16 protein-coding genes and 1 pseudogene are annotated in these 13,871 nt (G+C 60.7%); 8 read left to right on the plus strand and 9 right to left on the minus strand.

The features are described from left to right. The first annotated feature begins 19 nt into the window (after nt 1–19). The 3 genes from B4920_RS03705 to B4920_RS03715 all read left to right on the plus strand — a co-directional run bounded on the left by B4920_RS03705 (nt 20) and on the right by B4920_RS03715 (nt 3,172). A complete protein-coding gene (locus B4920_RS03705) occupies nt 20–1,402 on the plus strand; it encodes an ethanolamine ammonia-lyase subunit EutB (protein WP_079433271.1) in 1,383 nt (460 codons plus the stop codon). 15 nt (nt 1,403–1,417) lie between these two features. After that, nucleotides 1,418–2,230 carry an ethanolamine ammonia-lyase subunit EutC gene (eutC, locus tag B4920_RS03710; RefSeq protein WP_079433272.1) on the plus strand — a complete coding sequence of 271 codons (813 nt, stop codon included), beginning with the start codon at nt 1,418–1,420 and terminating at the stop codon, nt 2,228–2,230. Nucleotides 2,231–2,311: 81 nt separating this feature from the next. Next, on the plus strand, nt 2,312–3,172 hold the full coding sequence (locus B4920_RS03715) for a TorF family putative porin (RefSeq protein WP_079433273.1): 861 nt from the start codon (nt 2,312–2,314) through the stop codon (nt 3,170–3,172). A 412-nt stretch (nt 3,173–3,584) separates the two neighbouring features. Here B4920_RS03715 and B4920_RS03720 read toward each other — a convergent pair whose 3' ends face one another. Next, nucleotides 3,585–4,037 carry an Lrp/AsnC family transcriptional regulator gene (locus B4920_RS03720; RefSeq protein ID WP_079433274.1) on the minus strand — a complete coding sequence of 151 codons (453 nt, stop codon included), beginning with the start codon at nt 4,035–4,037 and terminating at the stop codon, nt 3,585–3,587. Between the two features lie 172 nt (nt 4,038–4,209). Here B4920_RS03720 and B4920_RS30870 point away from each other — a divergent pair. Beyond that, nucleotides 4,210–4,817, plus strand: a pseudogene (locus B4920_RS30870) (LysE family translocator). A gap of 21 nt (nt 4,818–4,838) precedes the next feature. After that, nucleotides 4,839–5,669: a 3-methyl-2-oxobutanoate hydroxymethyltransferase gene (panB, locus tag B4920_RS03730; RefSeq protein ID WP_079433275.1), complete on the plus strand. Its 831-nt coding sequence runs from the start codon at nt 4,839–4,841 to the stop codon at nt 5,667–5,669. Between the two features lie 13 nt (nt 5,670–5,682). Here panB and B4920_RS03735 read toward each other — a convergent pair whose 3' ends face one another. Genes B4920_RS03735 through B4920_RS03750 form a run of 4 tightly spaced genes read right to left on the minus strand, consistent with a single transcriptional unit; the run spans nt 5,683 to nt 8,074 of the window. Then, on the minus strand, nt 5,683–6,330 hold the full coding sequence (locus B4920_RS03735; RefSeq protein WP_079433276.1) for a 2-hydroxychromene-2-carboxylate isomerase: 648 nt from the start codon (nt 6,328–6,330) through the stop codon (nt 5,683–5,685). Next, complete coding sequence (locus B4920_RS03740) at nt 6,327–6,932, minus strand: 2-hydroxychromene-2-carboxylate isomerase (RefSeq protein WP_079433277.1); 606 nt, start codon at nt 6,930–6,932, stop codon at nt 6,327–6,329. The genes B4920_RS03735 and B4920_RS03740 overlap by 4 nt, the downstream gene beginning before the upstream one ends. Continuing rightward, nucleotides 6,929–7,618 carry a glutathione S-transferase N-terminal domain-containing protein gene (locus B4920_RS03745; protein WP_079433278.1) on the minus strand — a complete coding sequence of 230 codons (690 nt, stop codon included), beginning with the start codon at nt 7,616–7,618 and terminating at the stop codon, nt 6,929–6,931. The genes B4920_RS03740 and B4920_RS03745 overlap by 4 nt, the downstream gene beginning before the upstream one ends. Nucleotides 7,619–7,630: 12 nt before the next feature. Then, nucleotides 7,631–8,074 (minus strand): PaaI family thioesterase, encoded by a 444-nt coding sequence (locus B4920_RS03750; RefSeq protein WP_079433279.1) that lies wholly within the window; start codon nt 8,072–8,074, stop codon nt 7,631–7,633. A gap of 92 nt (nt 8,075–8,166) precedes the next feature. Between B4920_RS03750 and B4920_RS03755 the strand changes: the two genes are divergently transcribed. Continuing rightward, nucleotides 8,167–9,108: a LysR substrate-binding domain-containing protein gene (locus B4920_RS03755; protein ID WP_079433280.1), complete on the plus strand. Its 942-nt coding sequence runs from the start codon at nt 8,167–8,169 to the stop codon at nt 9,106–9,108. A 493-nt stretch (nt 9,109–9,601) separates the two neighbouring features. Here the strand turns inward: B4920_RS03755 and B4920_RS03760 are convergent, their stop codons facing one another. From B4920_RS03760 to B4920_RS03770, 3 genes are all read right to left on the minus strand, one after another. Next, nucleotides 9,602–9,895: a hypothetical protein gene (locus tag B4920_RS03760; protein ID WP_079433281.1), complete on the minus strand. Its 294-nt coding sequence runs from the start codon at nt 9,893–9,895 to the stop codon at nt 9,602–9,604. A 324-nt stretch (nt 9,896–10,219) separates the two neighbouring features. Then, complete coding sequence (locus tag B4920_RS03765) at nt 10,220–10,828, minus strand: FMN-dependent NADH-azoreductase (RefSeq protein ID WP_079433282.1); 609 nt, start codon at nt 10,826–10,828, stop codon at nt 10,220–10,222. Between the two features lie 44 nt (nt 10,829–10,872). Further along, nucleotides 10,873–11,307, minus strand: coding sequence for a nuclear transport factor 2 family protein (locus B4920_RS03770; protein ID WP_079433283.1), 435 nt, complete (start codon nt 11,305–11,307; stop codon nt 10,873–10,875). Between the two features lie 116 nt (nt 11,308–11,423). On the opposite strand from B4920_RS03770, the gene B4920_RS03775 reads away from it, so the two are divergent. Then, nucleotides 11,424–11,819 (plus strand): helix-turn-helix domain-containing protein, encoded by a 396-nt coding sequence (locus tag B4920_RS03775; RefSeq protein WP_079433284.1) that lies wholly within the window; start codon nt 11,424–11,426, stop codon nt 11,817–11,819. A 269-nt stretch (nt 11,820–12,088) separates the two neighbouring features. On the opposite strand, the gene B4920_RS03780 is transcribed toward B4920_RS03775, so the two are convergent. Beyond that, nucleotides 12,089–12,382: a hypothetical protein gene (locus tag B4920_RS03780; RefSeq protein WP_079433285.1), complete on the minus strand. Its 294-nt coding sequence runs from the start codon at nt 12,380–12,382 to the stop codon at nt 12,089–12,091. A gap of 595 nt (nt 12,383–12,977) precedes the next feature. On the opposite strand from B4920_RS03780, the gene B4920_RS28620 reads away from it, so the two are divergent. After that, nucleotides 12,978–13,658, plus strand: a complete 681-nt coding sequence (locus tag B4920_RS28620) for a hypothetical protein (RefSeq protein WP_139379411.1) — start codon at nt 12,978–12,980, stop codon at nt 13,656–13,658. Nucleotides 13,659–13,871: the final 213 nt, after the last annotated feature.

Here is a 13,871-nt window from a genome sequence, read left to right on the forward strand (position 1 = left end):
ACGCCCGGAGTTCTAGACCATGAGCTACACCTGCACCCTCGGCCTGCGCCGCTACGCCTTCGGCAACCTGAAGAACCTGCTCGCCAAGGCCAGCCCGGCGCGCTCCGGCGACATGCTGGCCGGCGTGGCGGCGGCCTCGGAAGAGGAGCGCATGGCGGCCCGTATCGCGCTGGCCGACGTGCCCCTCGCGCGCTTCCTGCAGGAAGCCGTGGTGCCCTACGAGGAGGATGAGGTCACCCGCCTCATCCTCGACAGCCACGACACGCTGGCCTTTGCGCCGGTAGCCGGCCTCACCGTCGGCGAATTCCGCGACTGGCTGCTCTCCGATGCCGCCGATGCGGACAGCCTGCAGGCCCTCGCGCCCGGCCTGACGCCCGAGATGGTCGCCGCGGTGAGCAAGCTGATGCGCAACCAGGACCTGATCCTGGTCGCCGCCAAGTGCCGCGTGGTGACGCGCTTCCGTAACACCCTCGGGCTGCCCGGCCGGCTGGCGGTGCGCCTGCAGCCCAACCACCCGACCGACGATCCGAAGGGCATTGCCGCCTCCATGCTCGACGGCCTGCTCTACGGCGTCGGCGACGCGGTGATCGGCATCAATCCGGCCACCGACAGCCTGCCGGCGATCACCACGCTGCTGCGCCTGATCGATGAGTTCCGCGAGCAGTACGACGTACCGACCCAGAGCTGCGTGCTGACCCACGTCACCAACACCATTCGCGCCATCGACAAGGGCGCCCCGGTGGACCTAGTGTTTCAGTCCATCGGCGGCACCGAGGCGGTGAACCGCAGCTTCGGCGTCACCGCCGCGCTGCTCGACGAAGCCAACACCGCGGCTCGCCAGCTGGGGCGCGGCAGCGTCGGCAACAACGTGATGTACTTCGAGACGGGGCAGGGCAGCGCCCTCTCCGCCAACGCCCACCACGGCGCCGACCAGCAGACCCTCGAAGCCCGCGCCTACGGGCTGGCGCGGCGCTACCAGCCGCTGCTGGTGAACACGGTGGTCGGCTTCATCGGCCCGGAATACCTCTACGACGGCAAGCAGATCATCCGCGCCGGGCTGGAGGACCACTTCTGCGGCAAGCTGCTCGGCCTGCCGATGGGCTGCGACATCTGCTACACCAACCATGCCGAGGCCGACCAGGACGACATGGACACCCTGCTGACCCTGCTCGGCGTGGCCGGCATCAACTTCATCATCGGCGTGCCGGGGGCCGACGACATCATGCTCAACTACCAGAGCACGTCCTTCCACGACGCCCTCTACCTGCGCCGCGTGCTCGACCGCCGCCGCGCGCCGGAATTCGAGGACTGGCTGGAACGCATGGGCATCGCCGACTACCGCGGCGAGCTGCTGCCCCAGGGCGCCACCCAACCGCTGCTGGCCCTGGCCGGCCGTTTGTAAGGAGGAGGGCGCATCATGAGCAAACCCGCCATCGTCACCCCCGACCCCTGGCTGCGCCTGCAAAGCCTCACCCGTGCGCGGGTCGCCCTCGGGCGCAGCGGCGTCAGCCTGCCGACCCGCGAGGTGCTGCGCTTCGGCACCGCCCACGCCCAGGCCCGAGACGCGGTGCACCAGGCGCTGGACGTGCAGGCCTTGCAGAGCGAACTGCACGAGGCCGGCTTCAACACTTGCGCCGTGCACAGCCAGGCGGCCGACCGCAGCGTGTATCTGCGCCGCCCCGACTGGGGCCGCCGCCTCGCGCCGGACAGCGCGGACGCCCTCGCGCAGCAGGCCCCGTCCCTGTGGCCGGCAGCGCCCAAGCTGGCCATCGTGGTGGCCGACGGGCTGTCGTCGCTGGCCACCCGCAGCCATGCGCAGCCCTTGCTGGAGGCGCTGCTGCCGTACTTCCCCGAGCTGTACCGCCTGCCGGTGGTGGTGGCGACCCAGGCCCGCGTGGCGCTGGGCGACGAGGTCGGCCACATCCTTGGCGCCGAGCAGGTGGTGGTGATGATCGGCGAGCGGCCGGGCCTGTCGTCGCCGGACAGCCTCGGCCTCTACCTCACCGCCCATCCGCGCCCCGGCCTCACCGACGCCAACCGCAACTGCATCTCCAACGTGCGGCCCGAAGGGCTGCCCTACGCGGATGCGGCCCGCAAGCTGGCCTTCCTGATCGCCGGCGCGCGCCGCCTCGGCCGCAGCGGCGTGGACCTGAAGGACGACAGCGACAGCCACGCGCTGCTGGAAGGCGACGCCGATCTGCCCGCGCTGGAGGCCACGCCGCCCGCTTGAACGCCCGCGCGGCCCGCTGCCGGCGCCGCGCCAAACCCTGTTTCGTCTTACCCCTTATTGGTTCACTTCAAGGAGATCGTCATGCCCGCAGCAACCCACCGTGCCCTGCGCACTGCGCTTCCCTTCGCCCTGGCGGGCGCCTGCCTGGCCACCGCGCTGCCCGCCGCGGCGGCCGACGGCGAATCCGCCTGGACCGTGCCGGTCAGCGTCAGCTTCGTCAGCGACTACATCTTCCGCGGCCAGTCCCAGAGCTGGGGCAAGCCGGCCCTGCAGTTCAGCGTTGAGGCCGACCACGCCTCCGGCGCCTACGCCGGCTTCGCCGCCTCCAACGTGTCCGACCACTGGCTGCCCGGCGCTGCGGTGGAGATGGACTTCTACGGCGGCTTCCGCGGCAAGCTCACCGAGGCCGTCGGCTACGACGTCGGCCTGATCTACTACACCTACCCCGGCGCCAACTGGCACGACTCCGCCTTCGACGGCTACAACCGCTCCAACAGCCTCAACACCGCCGAAGCCTACGTGTCGGTAAGCTACGACTGGCTCAGCTTCAAGACCGGCCGCACCCTTACCGAATACTTCGGCTGGAGCACCAACAACTCCCCGGTAAACGGCGGCTTCTACGGCGACGCCAACGCCGGCGTCACCGGCAGCACGCGCGGCTCCTACTTCTACGAACTCAACGCCGCCCGCGACGTGGCCGAAGGCTGGAACCTCAGCGGCCAGATCGGCCGCCAGGTCATCGCCAACGCCACCGGCCTCGACATCAACTACTACAAGCTCGGCATCACCCGCAGCCTGCCCGACGGCTGGAGCGCCGGCGCCTTCTACTCCGCCTCCAGCGAACCCAACGCCTACAAACACTTCCTCAGCCTGAGCGACACCACCTCGTACTCCGACATCGCCAAGAAAAAGTTCTTCATCAGCATTGCGAAGTCCTTCTAACAAGCGTGTGAGTTGAGCGTGCACACGTGCACGCTCAACGTGCACCGGTGTGAGATCAACTACAGGCCGTACACGCTCAACATTGGTGCGTGAATGTTGAGCTACAGGCGGTGCACATTGAAGTACACGCCGTGTACATAGAACTCACTGCGCTGTGACATCAACATTGGGGCGCCGAAGGTCTTCTTCGGCTCCCCAATGTTCTTCTATGGGCCTCAGGCTGGGCGTGTCAGCAGTCTTGTGTTCAAGGTTGTGCTGGGAGCCTTGGTTGGAGGCCGCTTCTCGGCCGGAGCGGCCATTGGCCTAATGACTAGCATCGGTCAGCAATGCGCCGGTGACCTGCCCTTCAGCCGGAGATCAGGTTGAAGGGCAGCTTTTTGATCAACCAGCGGTACGCTCTCACGTGCAGAAGCTATAGAGGCAGGTTCCGATCCTGGATGACCCGTTTCATCACCAGGGTAGACGTGAGTCGTTGAACATTGGGCAGGGTAGCCAAGTGCTCGTCGTACAGCCGCTGGAATGCCGGCAAATCGTGTGCAACGACATGCAGCAGGTAGTCAGGCTCACCGAACAGGCGTTGGGCTTCGATGATCTGCGGAATATCCACCACTGCAGCCTCGAAGGTGGCAACCGCCTGGCGATCCCCCTCTCGAAGCGTTACGAAGACCATGGCCGAAAAATTCAGCCCCAAGGCACTCGGGTTGAGTTGTGCTCGATAGCCCTGAATCACGCCCATCTCTTCAAGCGCGCGAACCCGGCGATGACATGGTGACAGGCTGAGACCGACCCGCTCGGCAAGATCGGTGACCGACAGGCGGCCATCGACTTGGAGCTCAGCAAGAATCTTCTTGTCTATTCTATCCATCAGGAAAAACCTTCCAATCCTTTACCTATACGAAGAATATATAGGAAAAAATTCTAGCATCCAGCAGATATGCTTCTTCAGAAAATTCGGTGAGGCATCCGTGCTGAGCCGGCAGGAAGACGCCGTCGCCAGCGTCGTTCACGTAATCTTCTGAAACTGGAGTTCTACCACCATGCCTGTCAGTGCGCTCGCAACGTTCTGGGCTGTCTCGTTTCTGTTCGTAGTTACCCCGGGCGTGGATTGGGCTTACGCGATTTCAGCCGGTTTGCACGGCCGCGTTGTCGTACCGGCCGTAACAGGGCTGCTGATCGGCCATCTGTTGGCAACCTTCATGGTAGCGGCTGGCGTGGGCGGACTCGTTGCCAGCAGTCCCTCCACACTGACCGCACTCATGGTAGGTGGTGCCAGCTATCTCCTTTGGCTGGGCGTCAACATGCTGCGTGGCTCCACCCTGCTGCTGCGGCGGCTCAAGCATCGACATCGTGGTTGCATTGGTCGGTCAAGGGCACCTGTGTAAGCGGCCTGAACCCCAAAGTATTGCTGCTCTGCCTTGCGCTCCTACCCCAGTTCACCGACCCGAAGGCGGCTTGGTCCATACCGGCTCAAATCATCGTACTGGGTCTCGTCCATGCCTTCAGCTGCGGGGTTATTTATCTGCTGGTCGGTTTTGGTGCGCAAGCCGTACTGCGGACACGCTCCTCCGTAGCCAATGTCGTCACGCGGGTCTCGGGGGCAACAATGATCCTCATCGCCGTGGGGCTACTTACGAATCAGTTGTGACCGCAAGAGGGAAGAACCACCATGACGGAATATTTGCAGACGCACGATCACACCCGACGCACCAAGGCCATAACACTCCAATCGCTATTCGATAAGCGGGCTGCCGCCGAAAGGATCGCCGTTCTCACTGCGTACGACGCAAGCTTTGCCGCACTCATGGACCGATGCGGAGTGGATGTATTGCTTGTCGGCGATTCGCTCGGCAACGTGATTCAGGGACACTCCTCGACCTTACCCGTCACGCTCGATCACATCGCTTATCACACGGCCTGCGTGGTGCGTGGAAAGCAGCATGCGTTCCTCGTGGCGGACATGCCGTTTGGCTCCTATGCAACCCCGCAGGCGGCCTTCGAAAACGCTGCGAGCCTGATGCAGGCTGGAGCACAGATGGTCAAGCTCGAAGGCGGCATATGGCTTGCCGATACCGTGCGCTTTCTGTGCGAGCGAGGTGTGCCGGTGTTCGCACATATCGGCCTGACGCCTCAATACGTGCATCAACTTGGGGGTTTTCGTGTACAGGGCAAGACCCACGACAGTGCGGAGCGGATCAAGACGGACGCCGTGGCCCTGCAGGAGGCGGGAGCCTCCATGATGTTGCTGGAGGCCATCCCTGCAGCGCTGGGCCAGGAAGTCACGGAACTGCTCTCCATTCCGACCATCGGCATCGGAGCGGGGCCGGATTGCTCGGGTCAGGTACTTGTGATGCACGATCTGCTGGATGTTTTTCCAGGCCGCAAAGCGCGCTTCGTGCGGAATTTCATGCAAGGACAGCCCACCATCGAAGCTGCAATCCAGGCCTACATTCAGGCGGTACGAGCGGGCAGCTTCCCTGGTCCGGAGCATTGTTTCTAGGCTACGGCCACGACTACATGCGACGAGCCCCGAAACGAACCGTGCCTGCTGCCAACATCGCTGGAGAAGCCAACCGGGCGTCGCCATTCAGATAGGCCCGCAACATGGGTAGCGCATCCAGCCCCCAGAACAGACGCTCGCCTGCAACGATGGTCGGTACGCCAAAAACGCCCTCGCTGGCAGCCTGGGTCGTGTTGTCCTTGAGGCGGCTCTTTACTTCGGGTGCATCCAGGTCCAACGCCGACGCTTCAATCCCCAAGCGCTCAAGCACGTTCTGCCAGGCCCCGGGACTCTCCGGATCGCAGCCAGTCGTGTAGAGCGCGTCGAATACCGCGGACACAACGGTGGGCGTAGCCCCCAGCGCAACGATCAGACGCAGATAACGTAGTGGGTTGAACGGATGCACCGCCGGCATCACGAATGGAATCCCCAACTCCTGGGCCGTCCAAGTGCATAGGTCGTAAGTGAAGCGTCGCTTTCGCTCAATCTCGGCCGGCCCTTTGTGGCCGAACGCGCTCAGCAGTCCGGCGAACAGCACCGGACGCCGTTCGAGCGGTATGGACAGGGGCGCTCGGCGCAAGGCCTGATCCATGAGGCAGGCCCAAGGAGAGATCACGTCGAAGTAGAACACAGCCTGCGATGTGGGTTGGGTGGTGTTCACGATGGACTCCTCAGTGTTTCGGCAAGCTGGTCTATCCGGTCACTCCCCCAGAAGAGTTCACCGCGATAGACGAAGGTCGGCGCGCCAAAGACACCGAGCCCTTCTGCTTTCGTGTGTGCGGCGGCCAGTTCCGCCTGGGCGTCCGTCGCGAGGTAAGCCCGCCATGCCAGCACGTCCAGCCCTGCAGCCTGCAGCGCAGCCTCGATCTCCGCGTGCGACTCAAGATCGAACTCCCGCCGCCAGAATGCGGCAAGCATCGGGTCGATAAACGCCCACAACCGATTGCACGACTTGGCAAAGAGCATGGTCTGACAGCCTAGCGTCGAATCCCAAAGCTTGGTCGTAGGGCGGATCGTAAGGCCCTGCTTCCTGGCCAGACGGCGGCAGTCCATGTAGAGATACTTCACCTTGGCAGCATGCCGCTGCGAACGCTCTTCAACCTCCCCGCCATAAGCAGAACGAAAATCCGTGATGTACGGCCACCAGTCGAAGCGTACGCCGGTGCGCTCGGCCAATTGACGCGCAGGCCCCAGCGAAAGATAGGAATAGGGGCTGCGCAGGTCAATGAAGGCGTCCACCACCCGGTTGTCATGCACATTCATGCGCGATCCTCGGCTTTGAAGAGGTTTCGCTTGGCCTCGTCAGAGGTCGATACATCTATCCAGCGCTCCCGCAGCAGGTCGAGCCCCCGGCCTACGGCAGGTCGGGCGCGCACACGGCCATACCAGGCCTGTACATTCGCAAAGTCGTCGAGGCTGACACCGGTGTATTTGTGAATGCGGACCCACGGGAAACAGGCCATGTCCGCAATTGAGTAGTCGTTACAGATGTAGTCTCTATCGGCAAGTCTCTGATCGAGCACCTTCAGCAGGCGTCGGGTCTCGTGCTGATAGCGTTCGATGGCGTAGGGGACGGGACTTGGCGCATACCGGAAGAAATGCTGCGCCTGCCCCATCATCGGCCCGAGCCCGCCAACCTGCCAGAACAGCCATTGCAGCATCTCGGTGCGCAGCCGCGGCTCGACCGGAATGAAGCGCTGCGCCTTCTCGGCAAGATAAAGCATGACCGCCCCGCTCTCGAAAACGGTAATCGGTTCTCCACCATCCACGGGCTCGTCATCGATGAGCGCGGGGATCTTGGCGTTTGGGTTGATGGCCCGATAGCCGGGTTCCCGCTGCTCGCCTTTCGTGATGTCGATGGGAATGAGCTTGTAGGGCATGCCCAATTCCTCAATCAGGATCTGGGCTTTGTGCCCGTTGGGCGCGGGCCAGCTGTAGAGGTAGATCATCGGCGCCCTCGCTTACTTTTCCGTCTTGCCGTGCATGACCATGATCGTTTGCTGCATCAGGGCACAGAGCGTTTCCCGTCCATCCTTGAGCGCAAACACCTCAGCCTTGGTCACGATCAGCGTTCTCCCCGGACGCACCACCTCGCCCCGGGCAATGAGCTTCTCGCCATCGGCCGGCGCCATCAAGTTCATCTTGTACTCGACGGTCAGCACCGATGCATTGGCCGGTACAACGGTCATCGCCGCATAGCCGGCGGCGGAATCGGCAATCGTGCCGACAACACCGCCGTGGACGAAACCGTGCTGCTGCTCGACCCCTACCCAGTGAGGCAGATGGATCTCGGTACGCCCTGGCTCCACGACCGGCAGGGTGGCCCGGATGAGATGCATCACGTTCTGTCGTTCGAAGCTCTCGTGGACGCGATCTGCAAAGTTGGGGTCGATGACATTTGCCATGCTTTGGGGTCTCCTTTTACCGAGCCCCTATTTCAATTCATGCACAAAGCCGGTACAACCGATTTTTTCGATACCTCGCATGCGATGCAGGAATGTCAGTCTCGCTCACCAAGCTCCCTTCACCAGATCTTCTCCGCAGCTTCGTGGCGGTAGGCCGCCGCATGAGCATCACCTTGGCAGCGCAGGATCTGTTCTTGACCCAATCGGCAGTCAGTAGGCATATTCATGCGCTGGAAACCGCCTTGGGAATGAAGTTGTTCAAGCGCATGCACCGCGCGATCCATTTCACGGCCGAAGGTGAGCAATTGTTCGTCAGTGCCGACAGCGCGATGCAGCAGTTGCAGGATACGGTCGGCGCGCTCCAGGCCAGCCAGCTTGCGCATCAACCGGTCACGCTGACTGCCAGCATCTCGTTCGTGGGGCTCTGGCTGCTGCCGCGCCTGCCACAGTTCCAGCAACACCATCCGAACGTCGAAGTTCGCCTGGCGGCCAGTAACAGCATCATGGATCTGCGCCAGGAGGGGCTAGATATCGCAATTCGCTACGGCGCTCAGGAGCAGATGCCCGCCGGAGGGCTGCGGCTATTCGGGGAAACGATCTTTCCTGTGGCGCACCCCAGCCTGGGTCTCTGCAGACTGGACGCCCCGGAAATCATTGCGCGTTCGGTGCTCCTCGAGTTCGAAGGCGATGCATCCCCTTGCTGGAACTGGGATGCCTGGCTTGCCGCACAGGGCTGGTCGGGCATCAAGCCGAAAGGGGTGATCCGCTTCAATCTGTTCGATCAGATGATCCACGCCACCATTGCAGGCCAGGGCATTGCCCTCGGCCGCAGTCAGTTCATCCGCCCAATGCTTGATGATGGGCGTCTGTTTGCGCTGCCCACCCCCCATCCGGGGCCGAAGTCGAACAAAGTCTTTTGTCTGCTCCAGCGAGATGCTAGGCCGTCGAAGGATGCGCAAGCATTGATCGACTGGATCGTTGCTGAAGCAAAGCAAACGGATGGGGTGGAGGCAGACGCCTCGGATGATCCGTGACGGTTTAGGAGTTGGGACCAGACCCGCCCTACACTATTGTTATCCAGATCGGCAGGTTGAGCCGGCCATGAGCGGTCATCCGACGCTAGTGGCCATTGGCCCCTGTCCTGGCTCTTCTCGCAAATCAATCGACATAGGCATCCTTATGGCTTTGTGATGTCACTTGGTCGAGATGACGCCGCCTGTGAGGAGGTAATCTTTCCTACCGGTTAGTCCCCGTGAGGGTTGGGCGGCAGGTGTGGGCAGCATTGCAGTCCTACATTCTTTATGAACTGGCCGGCAGCTTCGGCCGACGAACCGTCATTGAGGCTTGATTCGTGTTGCATGGTACTTGTCGTGGAGATGCGGTGGCGGCATCGTGCTCGACGTTATCAGCCTGCATGCCCTCGACCTGTTTCATCACTTAGGGAGCATTCGTGGTGGATGTTCCCGAAGTTGGCCGATGGCAGCGGCGTGCATGGTGAATACGCCGCTGCCGACTGCAGGTTGTATGTCAGTCGTCTTGCGCGTGGCATGACGGCACGTTCGCCTGCCGGTGCATCTGAATGGCCTGCGTCAGTTCCCGCGCTTCGTCGGCAATCATCGCGCAGGCCCACAGGTAGTTTTCCTGGTAACTGGCATCCATACGACGAAAGACATCGCCGGCGTTGCCATGAGTCATGGCGAGCAGGGCTTGCAGTTGAGATTGTCTGGCAGTGAGCTGATCGGTGAGGGCGAGGGGGTTCGCGTTGCCGTCGAGATGATAGAGAGGGCCCGTCGGGGCTGGGAATGCCATGGGCGTGTTCATGATGTGATACTCCTGTGTTGTCGGACCTATCCGCTCCCCGCTGTCAATCGGGGGGGCGGGCCAAAGTCGGGTTGACAGACCGGAACACAGGAACCGGCAGGCCGTAGCCTCCCAACTTGGCCCGCCATTGATCGACGACGCACCAAGGGTGTACGAACAAAAAGCCGTTATTGGGCTTGGGGTGTCCGCCTGTGTGTTCGGGCTGTCAAACCCGGTCGCTGTTGTTGCAGCGACCGGGGAAGTATCGGGCTGGCATGCCGCGGGCGTCAAGATGGACGACGTCTGTGCGGTGGATGGGGTGGGAGGAGGAGATGCAACCCACTCTTACAGCGCAAGCTCCCCAACCGCTTTATTCGCGTTTGGCACTGCGTTGGGAGCCAGGGTGGGGATGTTCATTCCTTCGATCCGGATGGTTTGCACATCCACGATGCCGATGAACCCCAGTATTTGGCGCAGGTAGGGTTCGACGAAATCCCAGGGGCGCCATGCTCCTTCTGTGAAGATGCCGCCTGAAGCAAGCACCAGGATGGCCTTCTTGTCCTGGGCCAGACCAAGAACGCCGCCATCGGTGTACTGGAAGGTTCTGCCCGGCCGCACAACCAGATCGATCCAGGCTTTCAGTGCGGAGGGTATGCCGAAGTTCCACATCGGCGTTGCGATTACTAGAAGATCCGAGCCGAGAAGCTCGTCGGTCAGTTGATCCGACTGCTGGGCCTTCTGTTTCAGATTTTCTGCTTCATCAACGTTTTTGGTCGAGATAGCCCTGAGCGTGGCCTCGTCCAAGTGGGGGAGGTGCTCGATCGCCAGGTCGCGGCAAATAAGCTTTACCGATGGATGAAGGTCGCGTAGCCGCGCGGCAAGCGTGTGGGTAACAGATCGACTCGCCGAGTCTGTTCCCCTTGGACTTACTTCAATCATAAGGATTTGCTTCATGGCAGCCTCTTTGTTTGATCTTCATCTTCCCGTGACAGGGGGATTCAGCGGGTGTGTGCTGTCAATACGTTCCAGGCTGCGAGCGAATCCATATAGTCTCGCCAGTGTGCGATTTGCCGGTTTTCGATTCTGATGATCGAGCAGAACCGATTGTCGTATTTCACGCTTGTTGCAAGGATGGTCCCATGGATCTCGTATTCGATGACGACGACGCTGCCATTGTCTGTTGTGTGAGTTATCAGCCGATCGGCGGACTGCAACTCGATACTCTCGCAATAGCCCTTGAAGCGGGCCATCAGATCGGCCCGCCCTGGAATAACGCGCGGCCAACCGGGAATGTCGTAGAGAACTTCATAGACAACGTCGTCGGCGACAATGTCGAAGAAATGTTCTCCTTCAACGAGATCGCCCAGTGCTTCCCGTACCAGTTTGAAGTAAGGATCGGCTGCCTTGTAGGCAGCATAGTTCGGATTCGGCATCTTTGACTCTCCAGGCGTTTGGAACGATTGCTTGAAAGTGAGAGACCAATATATCCAGGAAGCTTCTTGATATGAAGAAGGCACTTTTAAATCAGTAACTAACCTCAAGGTAAGTCATGCATAAACCTGGCAAGGGCGGTCCGCTGGATCCGGCCACAATCTGCAGAAGTTCGGATCCGATGGCCGTCCGGGAGTTGCTGACGAAGATTGGTGACAAATGGACCATCTTTGTCGTTCTTTCACTCGACCTACTCGGAGGTCGTGCCCGATTCTCCGAACTCGAACGTGCGGTTCCAGGTATTTCGCAGCGGCTGCTGTCCTCAACCCTGAAGAATCTCGAACGCGACGGTATGGTTGTGCGAGAGGTCTTTCCCGAGGTGCCGCCCCGCGTTGAATACGAGTTGACGGATCTGGGACTGAGCCTGTTGCTCCCCACGCAAGGATTGGTCGATTGGGCAAAGACAAATTGGGAGCAGGTCAGAGAGGCGCAGTCCAGATACGATGCAAGATAGTCGCTAGGGCGGTACGGGATGGAGGGGGGCTCATAAGGCACGCCTGGATGTGTTTCCGTGGGATCGGAGGCGTGTGCGTATCGCAGCGGAGTGGCGCACGTGTGTGCGCCTTATGCGTCCCAGGAGTGCTTTCCCGACGAGCGCCGGTTTCTCAAGCACTACGATTCGTAGGAGGAGGCGCTTCCGGGATGGTCGGGGGACGTCCCGGAAGCGGGTCGATGGTGGCGGCGTGCAGGGGGCATGCGCCGCCGCTTCCCGCAGGCTGTCGGTCAATCGACCTGAGCGTGGCGCACCGGCATGTCTGCCTGCCGGTACATCCATATGGCATTGGTCAGTTCCCGCGCTTCGTCGGCAATCATCGCGCAGGCCCACAGGTAGTGTTCCTGCTGGTCGACGTTCATGCGTCGGAAGGTGTCGCCGGCGTTGCCGTGGGTCATGGCGAGCAGGGCTTGTAGCTGTGCCTGGCGGGCGGTGAGCTGATCGGTGAGGGCCAGGTTGTCCACGTTGTCGGCGAATTGATAGACGGGACTGGCTGGCGCGGGGAATGCCAGGGGTGTGTTCATGGTTGTTACTCCTGTAGTGCGGTTTTGTACTCCGCGCTCCCGCTTCCAAACGGGGGGCGGAACCGTGCAGAGTTGGAAGACCGGCCTACAGGAAACCGGCAGCCCGAAGGCTCCCCACACGGTTCCGCCATTGAACAGGCGTGACCATGCTGCCGACTTGAAGATACCGCTTGCGCGGCCATCGGCCTGTAGGTGTCGGGCTTCCAAACCCGGTCGCTGTTGTTGCAGCGACGCGCGGAGTATCGGGCTGGCATGCCGGGAGCGTCAAGGTGGGTGTTGCGCATCGGCGGTGCTAATCACATTGTCGGCGTGAGTAAAAACACCAAGTCTATATCTTTTGGCTGATGTCATTTTCTCGTATTGGGAGCATGCTCTTCGGCATGTTTTCCGTAGGCAGCAACATCTTGATGTGGGCACGCTTATGGCATTCAGGGGGGTGATCTAGAGATTTCGTAGTAAAGACAATTTCAAGTATGTAAGCCAGCCAGAGAGCCTGAGCCTCCAGCCAGCCACGTATCAGCAAGTACATTGCTGAAGCGTGGCTTTTTATTTTTACGATGAAAAAGTTGAGCGCATGTTTAATGAGGGTTGATCTATGCTTGTGCTGAAGGTGATTAAACGGTTTGTAGGTAGGTCCCTTTTTTTTACTCCTTTGTTTCTTATCCTGTGTGGCTGTGTTTCGTCGGGTGAGTCTTTATCCGCTTCGATGTATCGAGAGTTGGGTTGGCTGAGTGGGGATCAGACGACGCAAGGTGCATTTCTTGATGCGGCGGATCAGGCGCTCTCTTTGAAAATAAATGGTGAGGATTTTCATTCTTATCAGATCAAGAAGAGGTGGGCGGCCGGTCAATCGTATTTTGAGCAGGCAACCAAGCCGATCAATGAGAGTGGGGCGGACAAGCTGTGTTCCCAGAGTGATGGCTTGCATGAATGGCTGCGACTTGGCTGCCGAGCGGTTGCTGCGGACTCTCCTCTAAGCGACAAGGTCTGCCAGACTAGTGCTCGATGCATGAGAGTGAGAGTTTCCCCGTTTTTCCTCAATAGCCACGAATATATGGAAGTGCTTAGAGCGGCATTTAATGATCCATGCCGATTTGTCCCAGAATACGATGAGTTAAAAAGGAAATTTGGAATCAATAAACCTCGAGGCGGAAGGACTCGTTTTGGCGCGGATGTGTCTCGATACTGGCTGTTCTGCAGTTCTGGAAAAGAGGTTAGAGGGGTGCTGGAAGAGGCCGGTGACGATGGTGTGTTCTTCTTGAGGTGGTCTAGATAAGTTTGTTGGATGGGGGGGCCGGAATGGTCTGGTGGACGTTCTGGAAGTTGACCGAGCGGGACGTGCTCGGATGGATGGCGTACGTATGGCTTCATCACCCGCCGCCGCGCCCGGAGAAAATTTCCAGAAAATCTGCATGTCATGGCTTGCGCTGCTGCAATGCGAATGTAATATGTCGCGGCAGCATTCCGCTTCTTCGCATCCACCGATAGG

The sequence above is a fragment of the Zoogloea sp. LCSB751 genome, assembly GCF_002028455.1.
GTDB lineage: Bacteria > Pseudomonadota > Gammaproteobacteria > Burkholderiales > Rhodocyclaceae > Zoogloea.

Excerpts from the sequence above, each read along its gene's own strand:
- B4920_RS03705 (WP_079433271.1), top strand. The coding sequence starts at position 20 with ATGAGCTACACCTGCACCCTCGGCCTGCGCCGCTACGCCTTCGGCAAC.
- eutC (WP_079433272.1), top strand. The coding sequence starts at position 1,418 with ATGAGCAAACCCGCCATCGTCACCCCCGACCCCTGGCTGCGCCTGCAA.
- B4920_RS03715 (WP_079433273.1), top strand. The coding sequence starts at position 2,312 with ATGCCCGCAGCAACCCACCGTGCCCTGCGCACTGCGCTTCCCTTCGCC.
- B4920_RS03720 (WP_079433274.1), bottom strand. The coding sequence starts at position 4,037 with ATGGATAGAATAGACAAGAAGATTCTTGCTGAGCTCCAAGTCGATGGC.
- panB (WP_079433275.1), top strand. The coding sequence starts at position 4,839 with ATGACGGAATATTTGCAGACGCACGATCACACCCGACGCACCAAGGCC.
- B4920_RS03740 (WP_079433277.1), bottom strand. The coding sequence starts at position 6,932 with ATGAATGTGCATGACAACCGGGTGGTGGACGCCTTCATTGACCTGCGC.
- B4920_RS03745 (WP_079433278.1), bottom strand. The coding sequence starts at position 7,618 with ATGATCTACCTCTACAGCTGGCCCGCGCCCAACGGGCACAAAGCCCAG.
- B4920_RS03750 (WP_079433279.1), bottom strand. The coding sequence starts at position 8,074 with ATGGCAAATGTCATCGACCCCAACTTTGCAGATCGCGTCCACGAGAGC.
- B4920_RS03755 (WP_079433280.1), top strand. The coding sequence starts at position 8,167 with ATGTCAGTCTCGCTCACCAAGCTCCCTTCACCAGATCTTCTCCGCAGC.
- B4920_RS03760 (WP_079433281.1), bottom strand. The coding sequence starts at position 9,895 with ATGAACACGCCCATGGCATTCCCAGCCCCGACGGGCCCTCTCTATCAT.
- B4920_RS03765 (WP_079433282.1), bottom strand. The coding sequence starts at position 10,828 with ATGAAGCAAATCCTTATGATTGAAGTAAGTCCAAGGGGAACAGACTCG.
- B4920_RS03770 (WP_079433283.1), bottom strand. The coding sequence starts at position 11,307 with ATGCCGAATCCGAACTATGCTGCCTACAAGGCAGCCGATCCTTACTTC.
- B4920_RS03775 (WP_079433284.1), top strand. The coding sequence starts at position 11,424 with ATGCATAAACCTGGCAAGGGCGGTCCGCTGGATCCGGCCACAATCTGC.
- B4920_RS03780 (WP_079433285.1), bottom strand. The coding sequence starts at position 12,382 with ATGAACACACCCCTGGCATTCCCCGCGCCAGCCAGTCCCGTCTATCAA.
- B4920_RS28620 (WP_139379411.1), top strand. The coding sequence starts at position 12,978 with ATGCTTGTGCTGAAGGTGATTAAACGGTTTGTAGGTAGGTCCCTTTTT.